The 23160-nt window shown below is 62.6% G+C and carries 21 protein-coding genes; 14 read left to right on the top strand and 7 right to left on the bottom strand.

Features of this window, described 5'->3' with window-relative positions:
• Positions 1 to 24 precede the first annotated feature (24 nt).
• From GOX53_RS22110 to GOX53_RS22100, 3 genes are read left to right on the top strand one after another with little or no spacing between them, the layout of a single operon-like run.
• Positions 25 to 990, top strand: a complete 966-nt coding sequence (locus GOX53_RS22110; protein WP_171180256.1) for a hypothetical protein — start codon at positions 25 to 27, stop codon at positions 988 to 990.
• Complete coding sequence (locus tag GOX53_RS22105) at positions 990 to 1385, top strand: cell division protein ZapA (RefSeq protein WP_171180255.1); 396 nt, start codon at positions 990 to 992, stop codon at positions 1383 to 1385. The genes GOX53_RS22110 and GOX53_RS22105 overlap by 1 nt, the downstream gene beginning before the upstream one ends.
• A 23-nt stretch (positions 1386 to 1408) precedes the next feature.
• On the top strand, positions 1409 to 1735 hold the full coding sequence (locus GOX53_RS22100) for an MliC family protein (RefSeq protein WP_254446696.1): 327 nt from the start codon (positions 1409 to 1411) through the stop codon (positions 1733 to 1735).
• Here the strand turns inward: GOX53_RS22100 and grxD are convergent, their stop codons facing one another.
• The 7 genes from grxD to GOX53_RS22065 form a co-directional block, all read right to left on the bottom strand.
• Complete coding sequence (gene grxD / locus GOX53_RS22095; RefSeq protein WP_171180253.1) at positions 1736 to 2098, bottom strand: Grx4 family monothiol glutaredoxin; 363 nt, start codon at positions 2096 to 2098, stop codon at positions 1736 to 1738.
• Positions 2085 to 2378 (bottom strand): hypothetical protein, encoded by a 294-nt coding sequence (locus GOX53_RS22090; RefSeq protein WP_171180251.1) that lies wholly within the window; start codon positions 2376 to 2378, stop codon positions 2085 to 2087. The genes grxD and GOX53_RS22090 overlap by 14 nt, the downstream gene beginning before the upstream one ends.
• Before the next feature lie 229 nt (positions 2379 to 2607).
• Entirely contained in the window at positions 2608 to 2844 is a 237-nt protein-coding gene (locus GOX53_RS22085) for a BolA/IbaG family iron-sulfur metabolism protein (protein ID WP_171180249.1), read from the bottom strand.
• Between the two features lie 169 nt (positions 2845 to 3013).
• Positions 3014 to 5173 (bottom strand): phosphoribosylformylglycinamidine synthase subunit PurL, encoded by a 2160-nt coding sequence (gene purL, locus GOX53_RS22080; RefSeq protein WP_171180247.1) that lies wholly within the window; start codon positions 5171 to 5173, stop codon positions 3014 to 3016.
• 87 nt (positions 5174 to 5260) lie between these two features.
• A complete protein-coding gene (locus GOX53_RS22075; RefSeq protein ID WP_171180245.1) occupies positions 5261 to 6400 on the bottom strand; it encodes a BamA/TamA family outer membrane protein in 1140 nt (379 codons plus the stop codon).
• Positions 6401 to 6427: 27 nt separating this feature from the next.
• Positions 6428 to 8692, bottom strand: coding sequence for a mechanosensitive ion channel family protein (locus GOX53_RS22070; RefSeq protein ID WP_171180244.1), 2265 nt, complete (start codon positions 8690 to 8692; stop codon positions 6428 to 6430).
• Between the two features lie 285 nt (positions 8693 to 8977).
• A complete protein-coding gene (locus GOX53_RS22065) occupies positions 8978 to 9883 on the bottom strand; it encodes a LysR family transcriptional regulator (protein ID WP_171180243.1) in 906 nt (301 codons plus the stop codon).
• Between the two features lie 171 nt (positions 9884 to 10054).
• Between GOX53_RS22065 and GOX53_RS22060 the strand changes: the two genes are divergently transcribed.
• From GOX53_RS22060 to GOX53_RS22010, 11 genes are all read left to right on the top strand, one after another.
• Positions 10055 to 13474 (top strand): indolepyruvate ferredoxin oxidoreductase family protein, encoded by a 3420-nt coding sequence (locus tag GOX53_RS22060; RefSeq protein WP_171180242.1) that lies wholly within the window; start codon positions 10055 to 10057, stop codon positions 13472 to 13474.
• Between the two features lie 78 nt (positions 13475 to 13552).
• Positions 13553 to 14431, top strand: a complete 879-nt coding sequence (locus GOX53_RS22055; protein ID WP_171180241.1) for a lysophospholipid acyltransferase family protein — start codon at positions 13553 to 13555, stop codon at positions 14429 to 14431.
• A gap of 8 nt (positions 14432 to 14439) precedes the next feature.
• Entirely contained in the window at positions 14440 to 15249 is an 810-nt protein-coding gene (locus GOX53_RS22050; protein WP_171180240.1) for a glutamate racemase, read from the top strand.
• 93 nt (positions 15250 to 15342) lie between these two features.
• Positions 15343 to 16371 carry an N-acetyl-gamma-glutamyl-phosphate reductase gene (gene argC, locus GOX53_RS22045; RefSeq protein ID WP_171180239.1) on the top strand — a complete coding sequence of 343 codons (1029 nt, stop codon included), beginning with the start codon at positions 15343 to 15345 and terminating at the stop codon, positions 16369 to 16371.
• Positions 16372 to 16378: 7 nt separating this feature from the next.
• Positions 16379 to 16825 (top strand): cytochrome c maturation protein CcmE, encoded by a 447-nt coding sequence (gene ccmE / locus GOX53_RS22040; protein WP_171180237.1) that lies wholly within the window; start codon positions 16379 to 16381, stop codon positions 16823 to 16825.
• A 141-nt stretch (positions 16826 to 16966) separates the two neighbouring features.
• Positions 16967 to 17578 carry a holin-associated N-acetylmuramidase gene (locus tag GOX53_RS22035; protein WP_171180235.1) on the top strand — a complete coding sequence of 204 codons (612 nt, stop codon included), beginning with the start codon at positions 16967 to 16969 and terminating at the stop codon, positions 17576 to 17578.
• Positions 17569 to 18147, top strand: a complete 579-nt coding sequence (locus tag GOX53_RS22030) for a holin family protein (protein ID WP_171180234.1) — start codon at positions 17569 to 17571, stop codon at positions 18145 to 18147. Before GOX53_RS22035 ends, GOX53_RS22030 begins: the two co-directional genes overlap by 10 nt.
• A gap of 76 nt (positions 18148 to 18223) precedes the next feature.
• A complete protein-coding gene (locus GOX53_RS22025) occupies positions 18224 to 20188 on the top strand; it encodes a heme lyase CcmF/NrfE family subunit (protein ID WP_171180232.1) in 1965 nt (654 codons plus the stop codon).
• Entirely contained in the window at positions 20185 to 20640 is a 456-nt protein-coding gene (locus GOX53_RS22020) for a cytochrome c-type biogenesis protein (RefSeq protein ID WP_171180230.1), read from the top strand. Before GOX53_RS22025 ends, GOX53_RS22020 begins: the two co-directional genes overlap by 4 nt.
• 76 nt (positions 20641 to 20716) lie before the next feature.
• Positions 20717 to 21493: an enoyl-CoA hydratase-related protein gene (locus GOX53_RS22015; protein ID WP_171180229.1), complete on the top strand. Its 777-nt coding sequence runs from the start codon at positions 20717 to 20719 to the stop codon at positions 21491 to 21493.
• Between the two features lie 42 nt (positions 21494 to 21535).
• Complete coding sequence (locus GOX53_RS22010) at positions 21536 to 23095, top strand: trypsin-like peptidase domain-containing protein (RefSeq protein ID WP_217351878.1); 1560 nt, start codon at positions 21536 to 21538, stop codon at positions 23093 to 23095.
• The last annotated feature ends 65 nt before the right edge of the window (positions 23096 to 23160 follow it).

The raw sequence follows: 23160 nt of genomic DNA, 5'->3' as shown, positions 1-23160 counted from the left end.
GAACCTTGGAAACAAAGGTGGGGCATGAGCCAGATCGAGGAATTGCAAAGCCGTATCACCGCCGCCATGGAGCGCATCAGCGCCGGTGTCGAGGTGCTGAGCGGTCGGCCCGCGCTGGCGGGGGATGCGGATCAAAGCCTTAGCGAGGCGCTGGAAGAAGAGCGGATCGCCAATGCTCAGCTGGAAGAACGGTTGAAAGCACTGAAGGAACGTCATGCCGAAGAGGTTGACGCGTTGCGCGACGGGTCTGCCGGGGACGCTGACACCGAGGCGCTGAAGGCCGAGTTGGAAGAACTGCGGGCACAGGTTGTCGACCCGGAGGAGATGGAGCGCCTCAAGGCGGATTTGGTGGAGGCGACGGCCAAGCTGATGGCGGTCGAAGCGGCCCGGGCCGAGCTGGCCGAAGCCAAGGCCGTGCTGGAAGGCAGCGATGAAGTTCCGCTGTTGAAGGCTGAGATCGATACGCTTCGGGCGCAGTTGGACGCGGTTGAAGATATCGAGCCCATGAAGGCTGAAATTGGGAAACTCAAGGCCCAGTTGGACGCTGGCGAAGACGTCGAAATGCTCAAGCTCGAAATCGAAGCCCTGCGCGGGCAGGCGGAGGGTTCGGAAGACGTGGAAGCGCTGCGCACAGAGAATGCCGCGCTCAAGGCCGAACTGGCCGATAGCGAGCGGGTCGCCGAACTGAGCGCCGAGCTTGAGATGCTGCGCGCCGAACGGGTCAGCCATGGTGAGGCGATGTCTCGATTGGACGGTGATCTGCAGCGCTTGCGCAAATCGAACGATCAGCTGCGCGAAACAATTGCCGAGTTGCGGCAGGCTGGCGAGGCCGGGGTGGCTGATGCCGAACTGCTGAACAAGGCGGTGCAGACCGAGCTTGAGGCGGTAAGCGCTGCCCGGGCCACCGATGCTGCCGAGGCGCATGCGGTGCTGGCGCGGCTTGAGCCGCTGTTGGCCAATGCCAACCTGGCGGAAGGGGAGGTTGAGTAATGCCGGAACTGACCATTCATATTGGTGGCCGTGGTTTTGACGTGTCCTGCCAGGACGGTGAGGAATCCTACTTGCAGGCGGCGGCCAAGATGCTCGATGACGAGGCGCAGGTTCTGTCCGATCAGATCGGGCGCATGCCCGAGGCCCGGATGCTGCTGATGGCGGGGCTGATGTTGGCCGACAAGGCGGCGGCAAACGAGGACCGGATCAAGGCGGTCGAGGTCAAACTGGCCGAGCGTGACGCCGAGTTGATGGCTTTGCGCAACGCCCCCAAGGCCCCGCCGGAGCGGGTCGAGGTGGCGGTGGTTCCGCCCTCGGTCACCGACACGCTGGCCGAACTGGCCGCGCGGGCGGAATCGCTGGCCGCCGTGGTTGAAGAGAAAAGCCAGACCTGATGCGGGGCAGAGGCCTTGCGCCGATGCTTGCGCTGATCGTGCTCATGGCGGCAGATGCGCGGGCTGAGATTGCTGTCAGCTCTGTTGTATTCACCTGTGAGTGGGGCGTGACCCTTCCGATCACCTATATCGATCCATCGGACGAGCCGGGGTTCGCAGTCGTGATGGTGGATGGCAAGCTGGTAGCGATGCGGCAGGCGCGCAGCGGATCCGGCGTGCGCTACGTGGCGGTTGATGAGCAGGATGGCTATTGGTTGCGGATCAAGGGCAGGGACGCAACCGTGAGCTATCTGGCGGCGGATCACACCGCCAGCGAGCAGGTTCTGCTGAAGGAATGCCGGTCTGACTGATCAGGCGTTGGCTTCGCGAATCTTGTCGGCGGCGTCCTTGTTGTAGCCCACTTTGTTCTCGTCAAAGAGTGTGTCCAACTCACCCGACAGCGTCATCTCGGTGATGATGTCGCAGCCGCCCACGAACTCGCCCTTCACATAGAGCTGCGGAATGGTCGGCCAGTCAGAATAGTCTTTGATGCCCTGACGGATCTCGTCATCGGCCAGCACGTTCACGTCGGTGTAGTCAACGCCCATGTAGTTCAGCACACCGGCCACACGCGAGGAGAACCCGCATTGCGGCATCTCCTTGGTGCCTTTCATATAGAGCACTACGTCATTGGCTTTGACGGTCTCGTCGATGCGGGTCTTAGCTTCGCTCATCTTTCGTTTCCTTCTCGCGCGCAGTCGCGGCAGATGTTTCGTCGTTCGGGAGGTCTTTTACCCAACCTTCCTCTTCCAGCCTCCGGTGTTCGGCCTGCGCCAAAGCCACCGGATCGAGCCCGTAGCGTTCGATGCCCGCGACCTTGCTGATTTCATCCGGCTCAGGACGCATCTCTGACAGGGGCCGCTTTGCGTTGCGTTTCAAATAGGCCTCAAAGAGCGCGGCGGCAACCACCAGAATGACAATCCCGCCCGCGATCCAGAGCAGCCAGCCGCTCATTTCTTTGGCGCCATGGCTTTGGCGTAGTCCTGCGGGTCTTTGCTGACTCGAATAGGAATGGAATGCCCGCGTCCGGCAACCTCGCCTCCGGTTACAAGGGTGTCTCCCTGTCCGGGCTTTACACCGCGCCCCGATTTGGGCCGATTTCGAGTGAAACTGCTTCGGACCGCAAAGACGACTCCGATGCACGTGATCAGAGCACAGGTGAGATATACCCAGCCGGCAAAGGTCACTTAGGCACTTTCGTGGTTAGCGCCAGCGCGTGCAACTCGCCGTCCGGGCCGTCCATCTTGCCCTTCAGCGCGGCGTAGACGGCGCGCTGCTGCTGGACCCGGTTCTTGCCTCGAAAGCTTTCATCCACCACCATTGCGGACATGTGAACGCCATCGTTGCCGCCAACCTGAATCTCCGCATCGGGAAAGGCCTCGCGAAGCAGGTGTTCGATCTCGTGGGCACTCATCGGCATGTAGGTTTCTCCTGAAGGTCTTTCTCAAGATGTAGAGCGATGCGGGAAGGCGCGCAAGGGAGCGCGGCGCTTGTCTTCTTCTTGCTGAAAATACGCAAACGCCGCGCCTTTGGGGCCGGGCGTGCCATGCGTATTTCTGGCAAGAAGAAGCATTGGATCTGCGCCCTTGTCAGGCGACGGCGGCGGCGAAGCTGGTGCGGAATGTGGCGGTCAACTCCTCGAGCGGTGCCTCGGAGGCGCCGATGCGGATGCTGTCGCCGGTAAAGCGGCCCACCGAAGCCAATGGCACTCCGGCCTGACCGGCGGCGATCATCAGGGCCTCGGCCTGATCGAAGTTGCACGCGACAAGATAGCGGGCCTGATCCTCGCCAAACAGGATCTCGGTCGGGGCTTCGTCCAGATGCACGCCCACGCCTGCGGCCTCGGCGAGTTCAAAAGCCGCCAGCGCCAGTCCGCCATCGCCGATATCGGTGCAGGCCTTGATCATGGCGCGGTTGGCGCGGATAAAGTCTCCGTTGCGTTTCTCGGCGTCGAGATCGACGGCGGGTGCATCGCCTTCTTCGCGGTTGAAGACCTCGGCCAGCAGGGCGGACTGGCCCAGATGGCCTTTGGTTTCGCCGATGACGAGGGCCACATGACCATCGCGCACTTCGTTGCCGATGATGTCGTCGGTGTGGTCGAGCAGCCCCACGGCGCCGATTGTGGGCGTGGGCAGGATCGCGGCGCCGTCGGTTTCGTTGTAGAGTGAGACGTTGCCCGACACGATGGGCATGTCGAGAGCGGCGCAGGCGGCGCCAATGCCTTTGATGGCGCCAACAAACTGGCCCATGATCTCGGGCTTCTCAGGGTTGCCGAAATTCAGGTTGTCGGTCGAGGCCAGCGGTTTGGCCCCCACGGCGGTCAGGTTGCGATAGGCCTCGGCCACCGCCTGTTTGCCGCCTTCCTTGGGATTGGCGCGCACGTAGCGCGGGGTCACGTCCGAGGTGAAGGCCAGCACCTTGTCGGTGCCGTGCACGCGGATCATGCCCGCGCCGAGGCCCGGCGTGCGGGCGGTGTCTGCCATGACCATAGTGTCGTACTGCTCGTAGACCCATTGCTTGGCCGCGTAGTTGGGCGATGCGAGCAAGGCGTGCAGGCCGTCTATTGGGTCGATCTGAGGCACATCCGCAAGCTCTTCCGCTGCCGGGGTCGGCTCCCACGGGCGGTCGTATTCGGGGGCGGTGGACGAGAGTTTGGACAGGGTCAGGTCCGCCTTGACCTCACCGTTATGGACGATCAGGAACCGGTCCTCGGCAATTGTCTCGCCGACGATGGCAAAATCGAGGTCCCATTTCTCGAACACGGCACGGGCTTCGGCCTCTTTGTCGGGCTTCAGGACCATGAGCATGCGTTCCTGAGATTCGCTCAGCATCATCTCGTAGGCGGTCATGTTCTCTTCGCGTTGAGGTACCGCGTCGAGGTCCAACTTGACACCCAGGCCACCCTTGTCGCCCATCTCAACCGCAGAGCAGGTCAGGCCTGCGGCACCCATGTCTTGGATCGAGATCACGGCGCCGGTCTGCATCAGTTCCAGACAGGCCTCCATCAGGCGCTTTTCGGTGAACGGGTCGCCGACCTGAACGGTGGGGCGCTTTTCCTCGATTGTGTCGTCGAACTCGGCTGAAGCCATCGTGGCGCCGCCGACGCCGTCGCGGCCGGTTTTGGCCCCCAGATAGACCACGGGCATACCGATGCCCGAGGCGGCGGAGTAGAAGATCTTGTCGCTGTCGGCGAGACCGGCGGCAAAGGCGTTTACGAGGCAGTTGCCATTATAGGCGGGGTGGAAGCGGACCTCGCCGCCGACGCAGGGCACGCCGAAGCAGTTGCCGTAGCCGCCGATGCCCTCAACCACACCATTGACCAGTTGGCGGGTCTTGTGGTGGCTGGGCTCGCCAAAGCTGAGCGCGTTCATCGAGGCGACGGGGCGCGCGCCCATGGTGAAGACGTCCCGCAGGATGCCGCCCACGCCGGTGGCCGCGCCCTGATAGGGCTCGATGTATGACGGGTGGTTGTGGCTCTCCATCTTGAAGACCACCGCCTGACCTTCGCCGATATCGACCACGCCTGCATTCTCGCCGGGGCCGCAGATCACCTGAGGGCCCGAGGTGGGCAGGGTGCGCAGCCACTTCTTGGAGCTTTTGTAGGAACAGTGCTCGTTCCACATGGCCGAGAAGATGCCCAGTTCGGTAAAGGATGGCTCGCGTCCGATGATCTCGAGGATCATGTCGTATTCCTCGGGCTTGAGCCCGTGAGCTGCGATCAGGTCCGGTGTGATGGCGGGCTCTTGCATGCGTCTGTCCTGTCCCAAAGCTGGCCTAAGTTGAGCGCCTTTTAGGGCAAGGGCGCGGCGGGGGAAAGGGGCGGAAGGGCGCAGGGGTCAGAAGCGTTGCCCGACATAGATATACAGCGTGTTTTCCTGTTCGCTGTTGCGGCTGACATCGACAGAGAAGTCCAAGGGGAATTTCCTGGACACGCGGTAGCGGGCGCCGATGCCATAGGCGCTGTGGGTGCCGCCCGTGTCCAGTTCGCCGAAATCGGGGCCGACCTGACCGACGCCGCCGAATGCGACGCCGCCGAGGCGTTTGGTGAACCGGTGCCGGTATTCCAGCTGCAGCGAGGCGGCGCGCAGGTCCAGGAACTGGGTGGCCGAAAAGCCGCGGAAACCGTCGGTGGTGCCCAGCCCGCACTGATCGAAAAACGGCGCCTCAGCCGAGGCGGCGCAGACCGAGGCGCGGGCGGCGATCACGCTCTTGTCCGACAGCGGGACATAGCGGGAATAGTTGACGTAGCCCTTGTTGTAATCCTGTACCAGCCCGCTGAGCGCGATGCCGTGTGACGCCGAGACATGCAGCGCGTGGCCGCGTGTGGGATAGATGGTGTCATCCCGCGTGTCCCAATCGGCGACCAGACCGACATTGAGGATCTCGACCTCCAGGAACTGGTCGAACGGGGGTGGGATCGGCGGCAGCCCGGCAAAGGCCGGGGTGATGGTGGTGTCGAGATAGCGAAAGCTGGGGCCGAAGGACAGCTCGGGCGTCACGCCATAGGAGACGCCGATCTGCCCCAGCACCCCGTCCTGCCGGATCGGCAGGATACCCGCGCCAGTATAGAGGTCGTATTGCACATCGGCGCGAGCAAAGAGCGTCTTGATGATCCAGCGGTTGTCGTGAAGGTAGAGGTTCAGCGCCGCCCCGGCGGCCTGTGAGCCGTTATCCGACCGCAGAACCGCAGCCCCGATAACCGACGGGTCCGAGCCTTCGTCCAGTTGAAACAGGTATCCGGCGCCCAGCATCAGTCCGGACCCAATTGTCGGGTTCGAAAACGGAATCGGCGCGACCACGAACGACCCGTTGCGAACGCCAACGGTCTCGGACGCGTGCGGTTTGTTCAGCTGACCGACCTCGGCATCCAGCACGCCCGGTGCTTGGGAACGCGAGGGTGTGCCGGCGATCGACAACGCGGCGGCCAAAGTCAGGCCGCCCACCATCCCGAGTGATGATTTCAGCGCGTGCAGCATGACCTACGCAACCGTTGGGCGTCCGCCTTATGGCTTGTTGACCTGTTGGTTGACCGCTTCTCCTGCTGCGGCACCAACGGCGGCCTTTTGCGGTTCGGACAGGTCGGTCTCGTCCAGACCCGGAATGGCCACGCGCACCTCGCGGCGGGCAAAGTCGATCCCGTTGTCCCTGAAGGCGGCCTTGACGCGGTTGAAGATCTCCTTGCGTAGCGTGAACTGCTTGCCGGGCTTGGCCATGAACTTGCCGCGGATGATCATGCCGACGTCGTCGAAGTCAAACACGCCCTGCGACTTGAAGGGCTGCAGGAAGCCATCCTTGTGCACCTCGTCCTCCATCATCTCGGCGCCGATCTTCTTAAAGATCTTCTTGACCTTGTTGGGATCGGTATCGAAAGGCACGGTGAACTTGAGCTTCATGATCACCCAGTCGCGGCTGAAATTCGTCAGCTTCTGAATCTCGCCATAGGGAATCGTATGAACCGGGCCGCGGTGGTGGCGCAGCTGCATTGAGCGGACCGAAATCTTTTCGACGGTGCCCATGGTGCCGCCCACATCGACGTATTCGCCCACACGAAACGCGTCATCGATCAGGAAGAAGATCCCACCCACGATGTCGGCGACCAGCTTTTGTGCGCCGAAACCGATGGCCAGACCCAGAACGCCGGCGCCAGCCAGAAGCGGCGTGATGTTGATGCCCAACGCACCGAGCGCCAGCAGACCGAAGATGACCGCGATGGTTATCTGCGCCGTGACCCGGATCAGGGGCAGAACCGTGGCAAGGCGCGACCCTCCGGCACCGCCACCTTCGCCACCGGCTTCCTCATCCAGCGCCTCCGCTGCGGTCTGCTCTTTGGCGAGCCGACGGTTGATCCAGAGCGAGACCACCTCGTTCATGATATAGCCGACCGCAATGATCAGCAGGAACTCGATGACCGCTCCGCCGACTTCGGCGCCAACACCCGCCGAAGCCACGTGGCGCAAGTCCAGTTGCCAGGCGCGGGCAATCATGAAGACGACGAACAGGCCCGCGACCACGCGACCAATGCGGATATAGCTGCGCTTGGCCGACCGATAAGCGCGTTCGGCGAGCGGGCCTTCACCTGACATCGGTGGTTGCAGGTGGCGCACAAGCCCTCGAATTAGGGTGTCAAGTGCGGGCGCGATCAACAACCAGAACATGGTCGTGAAATGTGACCCGTGAACCAGCACCGCAAGGATAGCCGGGTCATTCTGCGCAACCAGGAATTCGACCAAAAGCCAGATCACCACCGACACACCGATCGCGAAGTAGGGGTAATAGTGGGCAACCTCCTCGTCGAATCTGGTGCGGTCCGGGTCGGTGCCCAGCATCATCTGTGACAAACCCGCACGCGCGGTCCAGGCGATGACGCCGATATAGACGTGAATGGCCGCGTTCAGCCAGAACCCAATGCGCGTGTCTTCACCGGTAACACCGTTGAGTGCGTTGAAGCGCAGGACGAACAGAGTGAGGCCGATCAGAAGAAGCAGGCCGATCAGGTTCCGGTGCAGGTATTTGGCCCAGTGGTCGTCCACATTCACCAGTCTGAAATGAGGTTTCCTCGGGGCCAGGACGAACCGGGACACCGCCGCGCCAAGGCGTGGAATCCAGATCAGGTAGAACACGAACGGGGCGGCGTAGGTGATCTGGTCCGGCGTCAGCATGGCGCGCCCGGCGGCCCGGATCACGACATAGAAAACCACCAGCCCGGCGATCTCATAGCAAAAGCGGCGGAACAGGTACCGGACCGCGCCCCAGAGGTCTGCCTCGGTCTGAGTTTCCGACTGATCGTGCCATCCGCGCGTCAGATAGCCGAACAGCCTCTCTGCAACATAGCCGATGGCAAGGACCGAGATGACCAGACCCAGCAAGACAAGCACGCCCGTCGACCCGAAGGTTGTAGCGAAGTTGCCAAAGGCTTCGGCCTGTTTGCTGAAGATATTCGGCAGGGTCGTCAGGACATGCGTCCACGAGGCGACCATTTCGGCCCAGATCTCGTTGATCTCGGTTATCGGATCCTCGTGATCGGCGGCAGAGGCTGCTTGTTTTTCGGCCACCGCATCAAGGCGTTCCAGCAATAGCGCACGCACCTGATCGTCGGACATCCGTGCCACCAGACCATCCACTTGATCGGGTGTCAGATCCTCGGGAACAACCGGTGCTGCCACTGTGCCTTCCCCGTTGCCGGATGTGACAGACACCTGGGCGACTGCGGGCAAAGACAGAAATAGAATGACAAGAGAGGCCAGCAAATGGCGGGCGGATCGGAACATGAACTTTCCCTCGAAAGCGGATTTACTGTTTGTTTTCCACAATCATAGGCAGACACACCGTATTTGCATAGCGATTTCAGGCGGTCATCTTGGGAGGGTCGCCGCAGGGTTCGGCGAAAAAAAAAGGCCGAGCACTAAGCTCGGCCGAAGTCCAACAGGGAGGTATGAAGATGATGAGCGTTACAGCATCACCGCCTTCGATTGCCCATTTAGGCATCGCTTTGTGGCCATTCAAGGGAAATTAGTTGGCATTTGAGACATGTCCGATATGACTCTGCTGCATAGCTAGAGTTTTCCCATTTGCCTCAATTGCTTGCGATGCGAAATTATCTCTTCCTGCACGAAATCGCGAAACGCCGCGATCCGTTGTGAATGCCGCAATTCCTCAGGATATGCGAGGTAAACGGGTACATCCGCGCTTTCGATATCGGGCATGACGCGCACAAGATCCGGGAAATCCTCGGTCACATAATCGGGCAGTACGCCGATGCCCAGATTGTGCAGCACACCCTGCAGCACTCCGAAATAGTTGTTCACCGTCAGCAAGGATTGCGGGTTGTAAGTCATCAGGTTCTGTACCAGCGAAGCGCCCGCCCCAACCTGAGCCGAGGATGGATTCTGACAGATCAGCCGGTGATCCTTGATGTCTGACAGGGAGTCCGGCGTGCCGATCCGATCCAGGTAGTCGCGCGAGGCATAGAGCAGCATCTGCACGGTCATCAGCCGCTTGCGCACCAGATCGGCCTGGCTGGGTTCCTTCATGCGGATGGCGACGTCGGCCTCGCGCATGGGCAGGTCCAGCACCCGCTCTTCCAGCATCAGGTCGATACTGAGATCGGGATATTTCTCGTAAAGCTTCGGCAGGCGCGGGGCGAGCCAGAGCGTGCCGAAGCCGAAAGTGGTGGTCACCCGCAGCTCTCCGAACACCTCTTCCTCGCTGTCGCGGATGCGGGCGGCGGCGGCGTCCAGGCGTTTCGACATGGCGGTGGCGGCGTCGAACAGCAACTCACCCTGTTCGGTGAGAATCAGTCCCCGCGCGTGACGGTGGAACAGCGTTGCATTGAGCGATTCCTCAAGTGCGCGGATCTGCCGGCTGACCGCCGATTGCGAAAGATTCAGCTTGTCACCTGCGTGCGTCAGGCTGCCTGCATCGGCAACCGCGTGAAATATTCTGAGCTTGTCCCAATCCATCGCCGCAACTTTCGTTATGCGCCGGAAGCCCTATATGAAAGAGGTAACAATTTCCACATTCAAACCGAGAAATCGTTACGGAAGCTGGAAAAATTACCTATACAGGTCAGAAATTATGACCTAATATTGAAGGGACATATAGCACACTAATCCGGCGAGGGGAGACGTCAGATGAGTCAGCCGAAGATTTCACTCAACGACCGGTTCGACCTGTCCAAAAGTCCGGTTCTGCTGAACGGGACGCAGGCACTGGTCCGCCTGATGCTGATGCAAAAGGCGCGGGACGTTGAGGCGGGGCTGAACACGGCAGGGCTGGTGACCGGTTATCGCGGCTCGCCGCTGGGCGCGGTCGACCTGCAGATGAACCGGGCGCAGAAGCAGCTGGCTGAGAATGACGTGCTGTTCCAATACGGATTGAACGAGGATCTGGCGGCCACCGCGCTCTGGGGCTCACAACAGGCGGGGTTGCGGGGCGATGGCAAGCATGACGGGGTCTTCGGCCTCTGGTACGGCAAGGGGCCGGGCGTGGACCGCTCGGGCGATGTGATCCGGCACGCCAACATGGCCGGGACCGCCCAGCATGGCGGCGTGGTCATGGCGATGGGGGATGACCACACGGGCGAAAGCTCGACCGTGCTGCATCAATCCGAATGGGCGCTGATGGATGCCTATCTACCGATTGTCAGCCCGGCGGGCGTGCAAGAAATCCTCGATTACGGCATCTATGGCTTTGCGCTGTCGCGCTTCTCGGGGCTATGGGTTGGTCTCAAGACCATGAAAGACACCATCGAGGTGACCTCGGTGGTGGATGGCCGACCCGACCGGATGCAGTTGGTGGTGCCGAAATTTGACATGCCCGAGGGAGGGCTGAACATCCGCCTGATCGACGACCGCACCCCGCAAGAGGCGCGGATCATCGACTACAAGCGCTTTGCGGCCGAAGAGTTCAGCCACGCCAACAAGATCGACAAGCGGGTCTGGGGCAAGCCAGGCGCCAAGATCGGCTTTGCCGCGGCGGGCAAGAACTGGCTGGATCTGGCGCACGCCATGTCGCTGTTGAACATCGACGCGGATGAGGCCGAGCGGCTGGGGATCACCACCTATAAGATCGGTCAGGTGTTTCCTCTGGACATGAAGGGCTTTCACGACTGGGCCGAAGGGCTGGACCTGATCGTGATCGTCGAGGAAAAGCGCAAGTTGATCGAGGTACAGGTCAAGGAAGCTATCTTTGACGACCGCCGGGGCCGGCGGGTGTATGGCTGGTACAAGGGCGGGGCAGGCGGCATGCATGCCGAAGAACTGTTCCCGACCCGAGGCGCTCTGGACCCGATCATGATCGCCGAGAAGCTGGGCAAGATCCTGATCGAAGAGGGGCACGATACCGATGGCGTGCGCGCAGGGCTCGATGCGCTGGCCGAGGCGCGCCGGGCGGACAACGCGACCGAGATCGCGTCGCGCCTGCCGTATTTCTGCTCGGGCTGTCCGCACAACACCAGCACCAAGGTGCCCGAGGGTTCGCGCGCTTATGCGGGGATCGGCTGCCACTTCATGGTGCAATGGATGGACCGGGAATCGAACGGCTTCACCCATATGGGCGGCGAAGGCGCCAACTGGATCGGTGAGGCGCCGTTCTCGACCACCAAACACGTGTTCCAGAACCTGGGCGACGGGACCTACAACCACTCGGGCGTGCAGGCGATCCGGGCGGCGCTGGCGGCGGGCACCAACATCACCTACAAGATCCTCTACAACGATGCGGTCGCCATGACCGGCGGGCAGGAGAACGAGGGCGGGTTGACCGCCGAGCGCATCGTCAACGAGTTGAAGGCCATGGGTGTGCAACATATCGCCGTGGTCTATGACGAGAAAGAAGATGTGAACTTTAAGGCGCTGCCGTCGGGCATCGACACCCACGAACGCGCCGAGCTGATGAACGTGCAGGAGCGCTATCGCGAGATCGAGGGCGTGTCGGCCATCGTCTACATCCAGACCTGCGCCGCCGAAAAACGACGCCGCCGCAAGCGGAGCACCTTCCCCGACCCGGACAAGCGGGTGTTCATCAACACCGATATCTGCGAGGGCTGCGGCGATTGCGGGGTGCAGTCGAACTGTGTCTCGATCGTGCCGCAAGAGACGGAACTGGGCCGCAAACGCGCCATCGACCAGTCGAGCTGCAACAAGGACTTCTCGTGTCTCAGTGGCTTCTGCCCCTCCTTCGTGACACTGGAGGGCGCGAAGCTGCGGAAAGAGGCGACGACGGATATCGACCTGCCGGATTTGCCGATGCCCGAGCTGCCGCAGATCAAGGGCACCCATAACGTGGTGATTACCGGGGTCGGCGGGACCGGCGTGGTGACCATCGGCGCGGTGCTGGCGCAGGCGGCGCAGATCGACGGCAAGGGCGCTGGCATGATGGAGATGGCGGGCCTCGCCCAGAAGGGCGGTGCGGTGCATATCCATTGCCGTCTGGCCGATAACCCCGACGATATCTCGGCCATTCGTGTGGCCACCGGCGAAGCACACGCGCTGATCGGTGGCGATCTGGTGGTGAGCGCTGGGGCCAAGACGCTGGGCCTCACGCAGACCGGGCGCACCGGCGCGGTGGTCAACAGCCACGAGATCATCACCGGCGATTTCACCCGCGATACCGAGTTCCGCATTCCCACCGGGCGTCTTTCGCTGGCGCTGGAGGCGCGGCTTAAAGAGCGGCTGGACATGTTCGATGCCTCGGATCTGGCGCGCGCGGTGATGGGCGACTCGATCTATTCGAACATGATGGTCTTTGGCGCGGCCTGGCAGCGGGGGCTTCTGCCGATCACCCATGAGGCCATCGTGCAGGCCATCGAGTTGAACGGCACCGCGATTGAACGCAACAAGCGCGCGTTCGAGATCGGGCGCTGGGCCGTGCTGCACCCGGAAGAGGTGGCCAAGGTTCTCAAACCCAATGTGGTCGAACTGCCGAAATCGCTGGACGAGAAGATCGCTTTCCGCGCCGATCATCTGCTTGCGTATCAGGGCAAACGGCTGGTCAAGCGCTATACCAAACTGCTCGATGGGATCGAGGATGCCGAGGTCAAGGAGGCGGTCGCCAAGGGCTATCACAAGCTGCTCGCCTACAAGGACGAATATGAGGTCGCGCGCCTGCTGCTCGACAGCCGCGACAAGGCCAGGGCCGAGTTCGACGGTGATCTGAAGATGACGATGCATCTGGCGCCGCCGATTCTGGGTGGCAAGGGGCCGGATGGGCGGCCCAAGAAACGCGCGTTCGGCGAATGGATGCTGGGGCCGCTCAAGGTGTTGGCGCGGATGAAGGGATTGCGGGGCACGCCGCTGGATGTCTTCGGCTATTCCGCCGACCGCCGGATGGAGCGGGCGTTGATCCGGCAATATGAAAAAGACATGAAAGAGGTCCTGCCGAAACTCACGTCTGAGACCCGCGACGCAATTACTGCGTTGGCCCAACTGCCGCTGGACATAAAAGGCTTTGGCCCGGTGAAGATGGTGAACGAGGCCAAGGCCGCGAAACGGCGCGAGGAATTGCTGGAGCTGATCCGGCAGGGCGGGCCTGAGATGAAGAAGGCGGCGGAATAAACCGTCACAGCCCTGTCACGAAGGCTATGCAAAATTGCTGCCCATCCCTATCTATCGGGCAGCAATTCGGAGACCGCCATGCCCTCGCGCCGCCATATCGCCCGCGATATCACCTATGCCCATTCCGCGGCCACCAAAGGCGGGCGGGCCGTGATCCGGCTGATGGAGAACACAACCGGGCGGCTAAGCCTGATCAAACGGGCCAACGGGTACGAACGTGAGGTGGCCAGGGGCCGCGATTTCTGGTCGGTGATGGCCGAGCGCTATGGGCTGACGCTTGAGGTGATCGGCGGGGCGCTGTCGAACATTCCCAAGGAGGGACCGCTGATCCTGATCGCCAATCATCCTTATGGTATCCTTGACGGGTTGATGATGGGCCATATCCTGTCTGAAACCCGGGGTGATTTCCGCATTCTCGCAAACCGGGTGTTCCGCAAGGCCGAGGATATCAACCGCATCATCCTTCCGATCTCGTTTGATGAGACAAAGGAGGCGATGAAGCTGAACATCGAGACCCGCCGGACCGCACTGGATTATCTGGGTCAGAGCGGCGCCATCGGCATATTCCCCGGCGGCACGGTCAGTACCGGCGTGACGCCCTTTGCCCACCCGATGGACCCGGGCTGGCGGGGTTTTACCGCGCGCATGGTGGCCAAATCCGACGCCACCGTGGTGCCGGTGTTCTTCGACGGACATACCTCGCGCCTGTTTCAGATCGCCAGCCATTTGCACAGCACGCTGCGCACGGGGCTGTTGATCAAGGAGTTCAGGAAACGGGTCGATACGCCAGTCAAGGTGGTAATCGGAGAGCCCATCGGGCGCGACATTCTGGACCCCATGCGCAAGGACACGCGCAAGATGATGGATTTTCTGCGCAAAGCCACGTATGAGCTGTCCCCGGAGCCGCTGGAGTCCTATGACTACGGCTATGAATTCGAGGAACGGCATCGCGCCTGAAGGGGCAAATGGCAGTAGGCATCTTTGATTCCGGTCTGGGCGGGCTAACCGTCCTGAACGCCGCGCAGAAACGTCTGCCGGAGGTGGATTTCCTGTATTACGCCGACAGTGATCATGCGCCTTATGGCGTGCGGGATGCCGAGGATATCTATCAGCTGACCCGCAAAGCGGTGCGGGACCTGTGGGAGCGTGGCTGCAATCTTGTCATTCTCGCCTGCAACACCGCAAGTGCTGCTGCCCTGCGCCGGATGCAGGAAGAAGGCGTGCCGCCGGGCAAACGGGTGCTGGGCGTCTTCGTGCCGCTGATCGAGGCGCTGACCGAGCGGCAATGGGGCGACAATTCCCCCCCGCGCGAGGTCGAGGTCAAGCATGTGGCGCTGTTTGCGACGCCTGCGACGGTGGCGAGCCGGGCGTTCCAGCGGGAACTGGCTTTTCGCGCCATCGGTGTCGATGTCGAGGCGCAGAGCTGCGGCGGCGTGGTCGATGCCATCGAAGAGGGCGACATGATTCTGGCCGAGGCGCTGGTGCGCTCGCATGTGGACGCGCTCAAACGCAAGATGCCGCACCCGCAAGCGGCCATTCTGGGCTGCACCCACTACCCGCTGATGGAGCAGTGCTTTCAGGAGGCGCTGGGCCCGGATGTGAAGGTGTTCAGTCAGGGATCGCTGGTGGCGGACAGTCTGGCTGATTACCTGCAGCGGCATCCTGACATGAACGGCGAGGGCGAATGCGGTTTTCTGACCACCGGCAAGCCGGGCTTTGTCAGCGATCGGGCGACGCAGTTCCTCCGACGACAAATCACATTCCAGGCCGCCTGACTTCGGTCAAGGACGGTCTCATAGCCTTTTTCTATTCCCGTGACCGTCACATCGGCGGTCAAGACATGTGACATCCCAAAGAAGAGGTCTGACATGACCCACAAAATCGCAATCCTTGGCGCCTCTGGCTATACCGGCGCGGAATTGGTCCGGCTGATCGCCGAGCACCCGAACATGGACATCGTGGCGCTCGCCGCCGAGCGCAAGGCAGGGCAGAGCATGGCGCAGGTGTTTCCGCATCTGCGACATCTGGACTTGCCGGTGCTGTGCAAAATCTCCGAGATCGATTTCTCTCAGGTCGATCTGTGCTTTTGCGCGCTGCCGCACAAGACCTCGCAAGAGGTGATCCGGGCGTTGCCCAGCACCCTGAAGATCGTTGATTTATCAGCGGATTTCCGGCTGCGCGATTCGGCGGAATATCAGAAGTGGTACGGCAACCCCCATTTGGCGCTGGAGCAGCAGGAAGAGGCGGTTTATGGCCTGACCGAGTTCTACCGCGAGGAAATCACGGGTGCCCGGTTGGTCGCGGGCACCGGGTGCAACGCGGCGACCGGGCAATATGTGCTGCGGCCTCTGATCGCCGCTGGTGTGATCGATCTCGATGACATCATCCTCGACATGAAATGCGCTGTCTCGGGGGCGGGGAGGAGCCTGAAGGAAAACCTGCTGCATGCCGAACTGAGCGAGGGTTACAACGCCTATGCTGTCGGCGGCACGCACCGGCATCTGGGGGAGTTCGATCAGGAATTCTCGAAGATCGCCGGGCGCACCGTGCAGGTGCAGTTCACGCCGCATCTGGTCCCGGCCAACCGGGGCATTCTGGCGACTACTTACGTGCATGGCGATCCGCAAAGTGTCTATGAAACACTGTGCGCGGCCTATGAGGATGAGCCGTTCATCCGGATGCTGCCCTTTGGCGAAACGCCCTCGACCCATTATGTGCGAGGCTCGAATTTCTGCCACATCGGGGTCGCCGCAGACCGGATCGAGCGGCGCGCCATCGTGATCGGCGCGCTGGATAACCTGACAAAAGGTAGCAGCGGGCAGGCCTTGCAGAACGCCAACCTGATGTTAGGTGAGGATGAAACCCAGGGGCTGATGATGGCCCCGCTTTTCCCGTGAGGACGGAATGAAATCGCTCAAGAAACGACGTCGCATACAGGTGATCTTGCTGGCCGTGGTGGCCCTTGCACTGGCGACGGGTTTGATTGGGTACGCGATGCGCGACGGCATCAACTTTTTCCGCGCGCCCAGCCAGATCATCGCTGAGCCGCCGCAGCCAAGTGAAGTGTTCCGGATTGGTGGCCTGGTGGAGGAGGGCACATTGGTGCGGGGCGAGGGCGAGACCGTGCGGTTTTCGGTCACTGATGGCGGCGAAAGCGTGCCGGTGGTGTTCACCGGGGTGCTGCCGGATCTTTTTGCCGAGAATCAGGGCATGATTGGCACCGGAAGTTACGTGAATGGTGTTTTTGAAGCTACTGAAATTCTTGCGAAACACGATGAGACCTACATGCCGAAAGAAGTTGTGGACGCGCTCAAGGAGCAAGGGGTGTATCAGGAGGCCGAGGAAAGCTGAACGCGGCTGCGCCGCGTGCCTCCGGCGGGAGTATTTTTGAAAAGATGAAGTCAGGGCGTTGCGTAAGCGGCGCCCTTTTCGTTTGCGGTGAAGTAATTGTGTTGTTGGACGGTTTTTCGTGAGGCAGCGGAGATTGGATCGATGCAGACAGTACGGCAGATTGCGGAAGGGATCGTGGCGCGGGAGGGCGGGTTTGTGAATGACCCCGATGATCCGGGCGGGGCGACGAAATACGGTGTGACCATCCACACGATGCGCCGGCTGGGGCTTGATCTGACAGGTGACAGGCGCGTGGATGTGGCCGATGTGCGGTCGCTGAGCCAGGCGCAGGCGGTGGAGATCTTTCTGGATCACTATTTCGCGCGGCCGCGCATTGGTGAGATGCCGGGCGCGCTGCAGGCGTCGCTCTTTGACATGTATGTGAATGCCGGAGCCCATGCGGTGAAGATCCTGCAGCGGTTGTTGCGGGAGATGGGCTATGAGCTGTCGGTCGACGGGGTGATCGGGCCGCAGACCCTGCGCGCCGTGCGCGCGGCAGCAGAACCGGATGCGGTGGCCCTACGGGATGCTTACGGGGTGGCGCGGCGGAATTATTATCTCCGGTTGGCCGACCGGCGGCCCGCGAGCCGCAAATATGCCCGCACCCGGGTGGGTGGCAAGGGTGGCTGGATCCGGCGCGCCGAGGAGTTCATGTCGCCGCGTTACCGGATGAGCGAGGCCGAGTTTCAGAGGAGGGTGTCGGCATGGGGCTGATTGCGGGCGTTCTGGGGCTGCTCTTTGGCGGCGGGCGCAATGTGGTGCGCGAAACGGCGGAGGTGTTCCGCGAGAACGCCGACGCCGGGGCGCAGCGGGCGGCACAGATGCAGGGGAAGGCGATGGCGCAGCTGGGCCGCGAGTTTGCGGTGCCCAGGCAGGGAGGATTTGACCGGTTCATGGACGGGCTCAACCGTCTGCCACGCCCGGCGCTGGCGCTTGGGACGCTGGGCCTTTTCGTGGCGGCGATGGTCGATCCCTTGTGGTTTGCTGAGCGGATGCAGGGCATCGCACTGGTGCCCGAGCCGCTCTGGTGGTTGCTGGGCGTCATCGTGTCCTTTTATTTCGGCGCGCGGCATCAGGCCAAGGCGCAGGATTTGCAGCGCGATCTGGCCACGACCATGGCGCGGGCGCCGCAGGTGATGGCCAATATCGCCGCCCTGCGCGAGATGCGTGCAGATAGCCCCGGTGTCGCCGACCCTGGCCCGGATGCGGGTCTGCAACTGGCGGCGGTTCAGCCGGATGAGAACAAGGCGCTGGAGGATTGGCGCAAGCTGAAACGCGCCTGAGACCGCGACACTATGTGCGCCGGAATGCGGCGAAAGTGATTGGCGCCCGCCGGGGCTGCGGACTATACCTCGGCCCATGGTTACTGAGCTTGGTCACTTCGCCCTTATCCTCGCCTTCATGGTCGCCATCGTGCAGATGGTGGTACCCATGGTAGGCGCCCATAAACGCTGGTCCGGCTGGATGGCCGTCGCGGAACCTGCCGCCAATGCGCAGTTCTTTCTGACCGCCTTTGCCTTCGGGGCGCTGGTCTGGGCCTTTGTCACCTCGGATTTCTCGCTGCGGCTGGTGGTGCTGAACAGTCATTCGGCCAAGCCGATGCTCTACAAGATCAGCGGCGCGTGGGGGAACCATGAGGGGTCGATGCTGCTCTGGGTGCTGATCGTCACCCTGTTCGGCGCCATGGCGGCGTGGTTCGGGGGCGGGCTGCCGCCGTCGCTGAAGGCGCGGGTGTTAGCGGTGCAATCGGCCATCGCGGTGGCGTTTTTCGCCTTTATTCTCTTCACGTCGAACCCGTTCCTGCGGGTGGCGGTGCCGCCCTTTGACGGGCAGGATCTGAACCCGTTGCTGCAGGACCCCGGCTTGGCGTTCCATCCGCCGTTCCTCTATCTCGGCTATGTGGGCCTTAGCATGGCGTTCAGCTTTGCGGTGGCGGCCCTGATCGAGGGGCGCGTGGACGCCGCATGGGCCCGCTGGGTCCGGCCCTGGACGCTGGCGGCCTGGGTATTTCTGACCATCGGTATCGCGCTGGGATCGTGGTGGGCCTACTATGAGCTTGGCTGGGGCGGGTTCTGGTTCTGGGACCCGGTCGAGAACGCCTCGTTCATGCCCTGGCTGCTGGCGGCGGCGCTGTTGCATTCGGCCATCGTGGTGGAAAAACGCGAGGCGCTAAAAAGCTGGACCATCCTGCTGGCTATCATCGCCTTTGGCTTTTCGCTGGTCGGCACTTTCATCGTGCGTTCGGGTCTGCTGACCTCAGTCCATGCGTTTGCCAACGATCCTGAGCGGGGCGTCTTCATCCTGTTCATTCTCGCCATCTTTGTTGGCGGCGCGCTGACGCTTTTTGCAGCGCGGGCGCAGGCGATGGAGGCCAAGGGTGTCTTTGGCATGGTCAGCCGCGAAAGCGCGCTGGTGGTGAACAACATCCTGCTGGCGGTCAGTTGTTTCGTGGTGTTCTTCGGCACCCTCTGGCCCATCGTGGCCGAGATGGGGTTTGACCGCAAACTCTCGGTGGGTGCACCGTTCTTCAACTCGGCCTTCACGCCCTTCATGGTGGCGCTGGGGATCATCCTGCCACTGGGCTCGATGCTGCCGTGGAAGCGGGGCAGGCTGGGCCGGGTGGCGTGGTCGTTGCGTTATGCGTTCGTTCTGGCGCTGGCGTTGGCGCTGCTGGTCTGGGCAATGCAGACCGAGCGTAGTGCGTTGGGGCCGGTGGGACTGTTCCTGGGGGCCTGGATCACCTTTGGTGCCGTGATCGACCTGTGGTCCCGCACTGGGCGCAAGGGCAGCTTGCGCCGCATGATGCGCCTGCCGCGCGCCGATTGGGGCAAGGCGGTGGCCCATACCGGGCTGGGCGTCACCATGTTCGCCATTGCCGGGCTGATGGCCTGGGAGGTTGAGGATATCCGTGTTGCCCGCATGGGTGAGCCGTTCGAGGTGGGGGATTTCACCCTGACCCTCGAGGACGTGCAGCGGGTGCAGGGGCCGAATTACTACTCGACCATGGGCTTCGTGAAGCTGGAACGCAACGGGCGCCAGATCGCTACGCTGAACCCTGAGAAACGCGACTATCCGGTGGCCCGGATGCCCACGACCGAGGCGGCCATCGACTACCGCATCCTGCGTGATGTCTACGTGGTGATCGGCGACCGGCAGAATGACGGCAGCTGGACCATGCGGACCTACATCAAACCGTTCGCGAACTGGATCTGGGCCGGTTCGATCCTGATGGCGCTTGGCGGCGCGCTCAGCCTGTCCGACCGGCGATTCCGCGTAGCCGCGGGCGCACGCAAGACCCCCGCAAAGGGAGTGCCCGCGGAATGAAACGTCTGGTCGTGATCTTGATGCTGCTGACCAGCCCGCTCTGGGCGGTGCAGCCGGACGAAGTGCTGGACGATCCGGTGCTCGAGGAACGCGCGCGCGAGCTGAGCAAGGAACTGCGCTGCCTCGTGTGCCGCAACGAGAGCATCGACGAAAGCAATGCCGATCTGGCCCGCGACCTGCGCCTACTGGTGCGGGAAAGGCTGGTGGCGGGTGACAGCGACGAAGAGGCGATGGCCTTCATCGTCGATCGCTATGGCGAATACGTGCTGCTGAAGCCCACAACGTCGGGTGCCAACTGGTTTCTGTGGCTGGCGGGCCCGGTGATGCTGTTGATCGCTGCGGGCGTGGGCTGGGGCTATCTGCGCGCCCGGGCGCGGGTGCCTGCGGGTCAGGAGAACGCTGCGCTGAGCGAGGCCGAGAAAGAGCGTTTGCGCCAAATTCTCGACGAGTGACGCGCGGTTCCACTTTCCCCGGACGTCAACTTGCGCCAGTTTGCCGCCAAACGGAATGCAGGCGAGGGGGCTTCCCATGCAGTATGACACCATCAGGCTCGACATCACCGACGCTCTGGCCGTCCTGACGCTCAACCGCCCGGACAAGATGAACGCGCTGACCGCGCAGATGCGGGCCGAGATCACCCATGCCATGCATGCCGCTGCACAAGATGCACGCGCCGTCGTGCTCACCGGCGCCGGGAGCGCCTTTTGCACCGGTCAGGATCTGGGCGATGCGTCGAGCACCGGCAAGATCGATCTGGAGCGGTCGCTGCGGGATGAATATGAGCCGATGCTCGAAGCGGTTTATGACTGCCCAGTGCCGACGATTGCGGCGGTGAACGGCCCGGCAGCGGGCGCCGGGGCCAATCTGGCGCTGTGTGCCGATGTGGTGATCGCCACCGAAAGCGCCTATTTCCTGCAAGCCTTCGCGCGGATCGGCCTGATGCCCGACGCGGGCGGCACCTGGTTCATGCCGCGCCAGATGGGTATGGCCAAGGCGATGGGTGCCGCACTCTTTGCGGACAAGATCAGCGCCCGGCAGGCCGACGATTGGGGCTTGATCTGGGAGGCGGTGGCCGATGACGATTTCGACGCCCATTGGCGCAAACGGGCCGCCTATCTGGCAAATGGCCCGACAGCTGGTTTTGCGGCAATCAAAAAGGCGATCCGGGGGACGTATGATCGGAACTTGCCGGACCAACTCGCAGCCGAGGCGCATTTGCAGGGCGAGTGCGGCCGCACGCGTGATTTTTCCGAGGGCGTGGTGGCCTTCCTCGAAAAACGGCCCGCGAAATTCGAGGGTCGCTGAGGCGTTGACAAACGCGGGCTGAGGGGCCGTCATGTGGACGACATGACCGCCCCGACGCCCAGCCCCTGTGCCGCTGTTCTGGAACATTTGACCGGACGCAATCGCGGCCATTATTCCTGGATCACCTCCGATGCCATGGACATCTGGCTGGACGGCGATGGCGGTCTGCGCGTTCTGCTGCCCGGTGCGCAACTGCCCGAGGGGCAACATATGGCGCGGGTCTTGCGCGATGGTGAGCGGTTCTCGGTCGATGCCGCCGAGGGGGCCGAACTGTGGGTCAACCGCCAGCAGGTGACGCAGGCGCCACTGGCGCAGGGCGACATGATTGAGTTTGGCGAGACCGGCCCGCTGTCCCGGTTCCGGGTCTACGACGATCAGACCCGGCCAAAGCCAACCATTGGAGAAATTCTGGGCGATACCGTGTCCTACCTGCGCAGCAGCCGCCGGTCGTTGCCGCGCCGCGCTGTAGGCGCCTGCGCCGGGTTGGCCGGGCGGGTGACCTCGGATGGCGCGCTGCTGTTTCGGGCCGGGGTGCTGGCGGCTCTGGTGGCGCTGGCCATCGCGGTGGCGCTGCAATTCCGAACCGACCGGAGCCTGCGTGCGCAGATCGAAAGTCGCCAGTTTCAGGTCGATGCAGTGGCGGCGGCGCTCTCCGAGACCCAGCGCGACACGATCCGGCCCGGCGATCTGACAGCCTTGCAAGAGGAGTTGCGCGCACGGCTCACGGTCAATGCCGAGCGGCTGGAAACGCTCGAGGCACGTTCGGGCGCCGAGATGCGGGTGATCGGTGGAGCGGCAGGTTCAGTGGCGTTCCTGCAGGGCGGGTACGGGCTGCGCCATCGCGAAAGCGAGCAAATGCTGCGGCAGGTTGTGGACGGAGATGGAGTGCCGATGCGGTTGCCCAATGGCCGGCCGATGCTGTCGGTCGAAGGCAACGGACCTGTGGCCGAAGTGCAGTTTAACGGCACCGGCTTTGTGCTGCGCGACGAAGGCGTGATCGTCACCAACCGCCACGTGGCGCTGCCCTGGGATGATGAGCCCGGGGTGCGCATGGGCGGTGCGGCGATGGAGCCGGTGATGATCCGCTTTGTCGCCTATTTCCCGGAGCGTGTCGGCCCGATGGAATTGTCGGTCAGGGCATTGAGCGACACCGCCGATCTGGCGCTGTTGGTGCCGGTGGGCGAGGAGGTGTTGCCCGAGGGGTTGTCTCTGGCCGAGCAGGTGCCCTTGCCCGGGCAGGAGGTGCTGGTGATGGGCTATCCGACTGGCCTCATGTCGCTGCTGGCACAGTCGGGAGAGGCATTTGTCGAGGCCTTGCGCGAGAAGGGCGAAACCGGGTTCTGGCAGGTGGCCGCGCGCCTCTCTGAGGCGGGGCGGATGTCGCCCCTGTCCAGCCGGGGAATCGTCGGACAGGCAACCGGGGCGGCGGTGGTCTATGATGCCGAGACCACCCATGGCGGCAGTGGCGGGCCGGTCCTGAACCTGCGGGGAGAGGTGGTGGCTGTGAACGCGGCAATCATCCCGGAGTTTGGCGGCTCGAACCTCGGTGTACCGGTGGCGCAGGTCCGGGCCCTGCTGGGCGCTGCGGTCGAAAGTCAATAAGTCCATTGAATTCAGGGCCAGGAAGCCGCTTGGAAGCGGCTTAAGCGGTTTCGAAACCGCTTCAA

It is taken from the genome of Ruegeria sp. HKCCD8929, from assembly GCF_013031405.1.
Classification (GTDB): Bacteria; Pseudomonadota; Alphaproteobacteria; order Rhodobacterales; family Rhodobacteraceae; genus Ruegeria.
Note: the sequence above shows the minus strand (reverse complement) of the source record. Positions and strands in the feature narration are given on the sequence as shown.

What these genes read in the sequence shown, in the direction of transcription:
- GOX53_RS22105 (WP_171180255.1), top strand. Translation starts at nt 990, where the DNA reads ATGCCGGAACTGACCATTCATATTGGTGGCCGTGGTTTTGACGTGTCC.
- purL (WP_171180247.1), bottom strand. Translation starts at nt 5,173, where the DNA reads ATGCAAGAGCCCGCCATCACACCGGACCTGATCGCAGCTCACGGGCTC.
- GOX53_RS22060 (WP_171180242.1), top strand. Translation starts at nt 10,055, where the DNA reads ATGAGTCAGCCGAAGATTTCACTCAACGACCGGTTCGACCTGTCCAAA.
- argC (WP_171180239.1), top strand. Translation starts at nt 15,343, where the DNA reads ATGACCCACAAAATCGCAATCCTTGGCGCCTCTGGCTATACCGGCGCG.
- ccmE (WP_171180237.1), top strand. Translation starts at nt 16,379, where the DNA reads ATGAAATCGCTCAAGAAACGACGTCGCATACAGGTGATCTTGCTGGCC.
- GOX53_RS22015 (WP_171180229.1), top strand. Translation starts at nt 20,717, where the DNA reads ATGCAGTATGACACCATCAGGCTCGACATCACCGACGCTCTGGCCGTC.
- GOX53_RS22110 (WP_171180256.1), top strand. Translation starts at nt 25, where the DNA reads ATGAGCCAGATCGAGGAATTGCAAAGCCGTATCACCGCCGCCATGGAG.
- GOX53_RS22055 (WP_171180241.1), top strand. Translation starts at nt 13,553, where the DNA reads ATGCCCTCGCGCCGCCATATCGCCCGCGATATCACCTATGCCCATTCC.
- GOX53_RS22090 (WP_171180251.1), bottom strand. Translation starts at nt 2,378, where the DNA reads ATGAGCGGCTGGCTGCTCTGGATCGCGGGCGGGATTGTCATTCTGGTG.
- GOX53_RS22020 (WP_171180230.1), top strand. Translation starts at nt 20,185, where the DNA reads ATGAAACGTCTGGTCGTGATCTTGATGCTGCTGACCAGCCCGCTCTGG.
- GOX53_RS22035 (WP_171180235.1), top strand. Translation starts at nt 16,967, where the DNA reads ATGCAGACAGTACGGCAGATTGCGGAAGGGATCGTGGCGCGGGAGGGC.
- GOX53_RS22075 (WP_171180245.1), bottom strand. Translation starts at nt 6,400, where the DNA reads ATGCTGCACGCGCTGAAATCATCACTCGGGATGGTGGGCGGCCTGACT.
- GOX53_RS22010 (WP_217351878.1), top strand. Translation starts at nt 21,536, where the DNA reads ATGACCGCCCCGACGCCCAGCCCCTGTGCCGCTGTTCTGGAACATTTG.
- GOX53_RS22070 (WP_171180244.1), bottom strand. Translation starts at nt 8,692, where the DNA reads ATGTTCCGATCCGCCCGCCATTTGCTGGCCTCTCTTGTCATTCTATTT.
- GOX53_RS22085 (WP_171180249.1), bottom strand. Translation starts at nt 2,844, where the DNA reads ATGCCGATGAGTGCCCACGAGATCGAACACCTGCTTCGCGAGGCCTTT.
- GOX53_RS22050 (WP_171180240.1), top strand. Translation starts at nt 14,440, where the DNA reads ATGGCAGTAGGCATCTTTGATTCCGGTCTGGGCGGGCTAACCGTCCTG.
- grxD (WP_171180253.1), bottom strand. Translation starts at nt 2,098, where the DNA reads ATGAGCGAAGCTAAGACCCGCATCGACGAGACCGTCAAAGCCAATGAC.
- GOX53_RS22100 (WP_254446696.1), top strand. Translation starts at nt 1,409, where the DNA reads ATGCTTGCGCTGATCGTGCTCATGGCGGCAGATGCGCGGGCTGAGATT.
- GOX53_RS22065 (WP_171180243.1), bottom strand. Translation starts at nt 9,883, where the DNA reads ATGGATTGGGACAAGCTCAGAATATTTCACGCGGTTGCCGATGCAGGC.
- GOX53_RS22030 (WP_171180234.1), top strand. Translation starts at nt 17,569, where the DNA reads ATGGGGCTGATTGCGGGCGTTCTGGGGCTGCTCTTTGGCGGCGGGCGC.
- GOX53_RS22025 (WP_171180232.1), top strand. Translation starts at nt 18,224, where the DNA reads ATGGTTACTGAGCTTGGTCACTTCGCCCTTATCCTCGCCTTCATGGTC.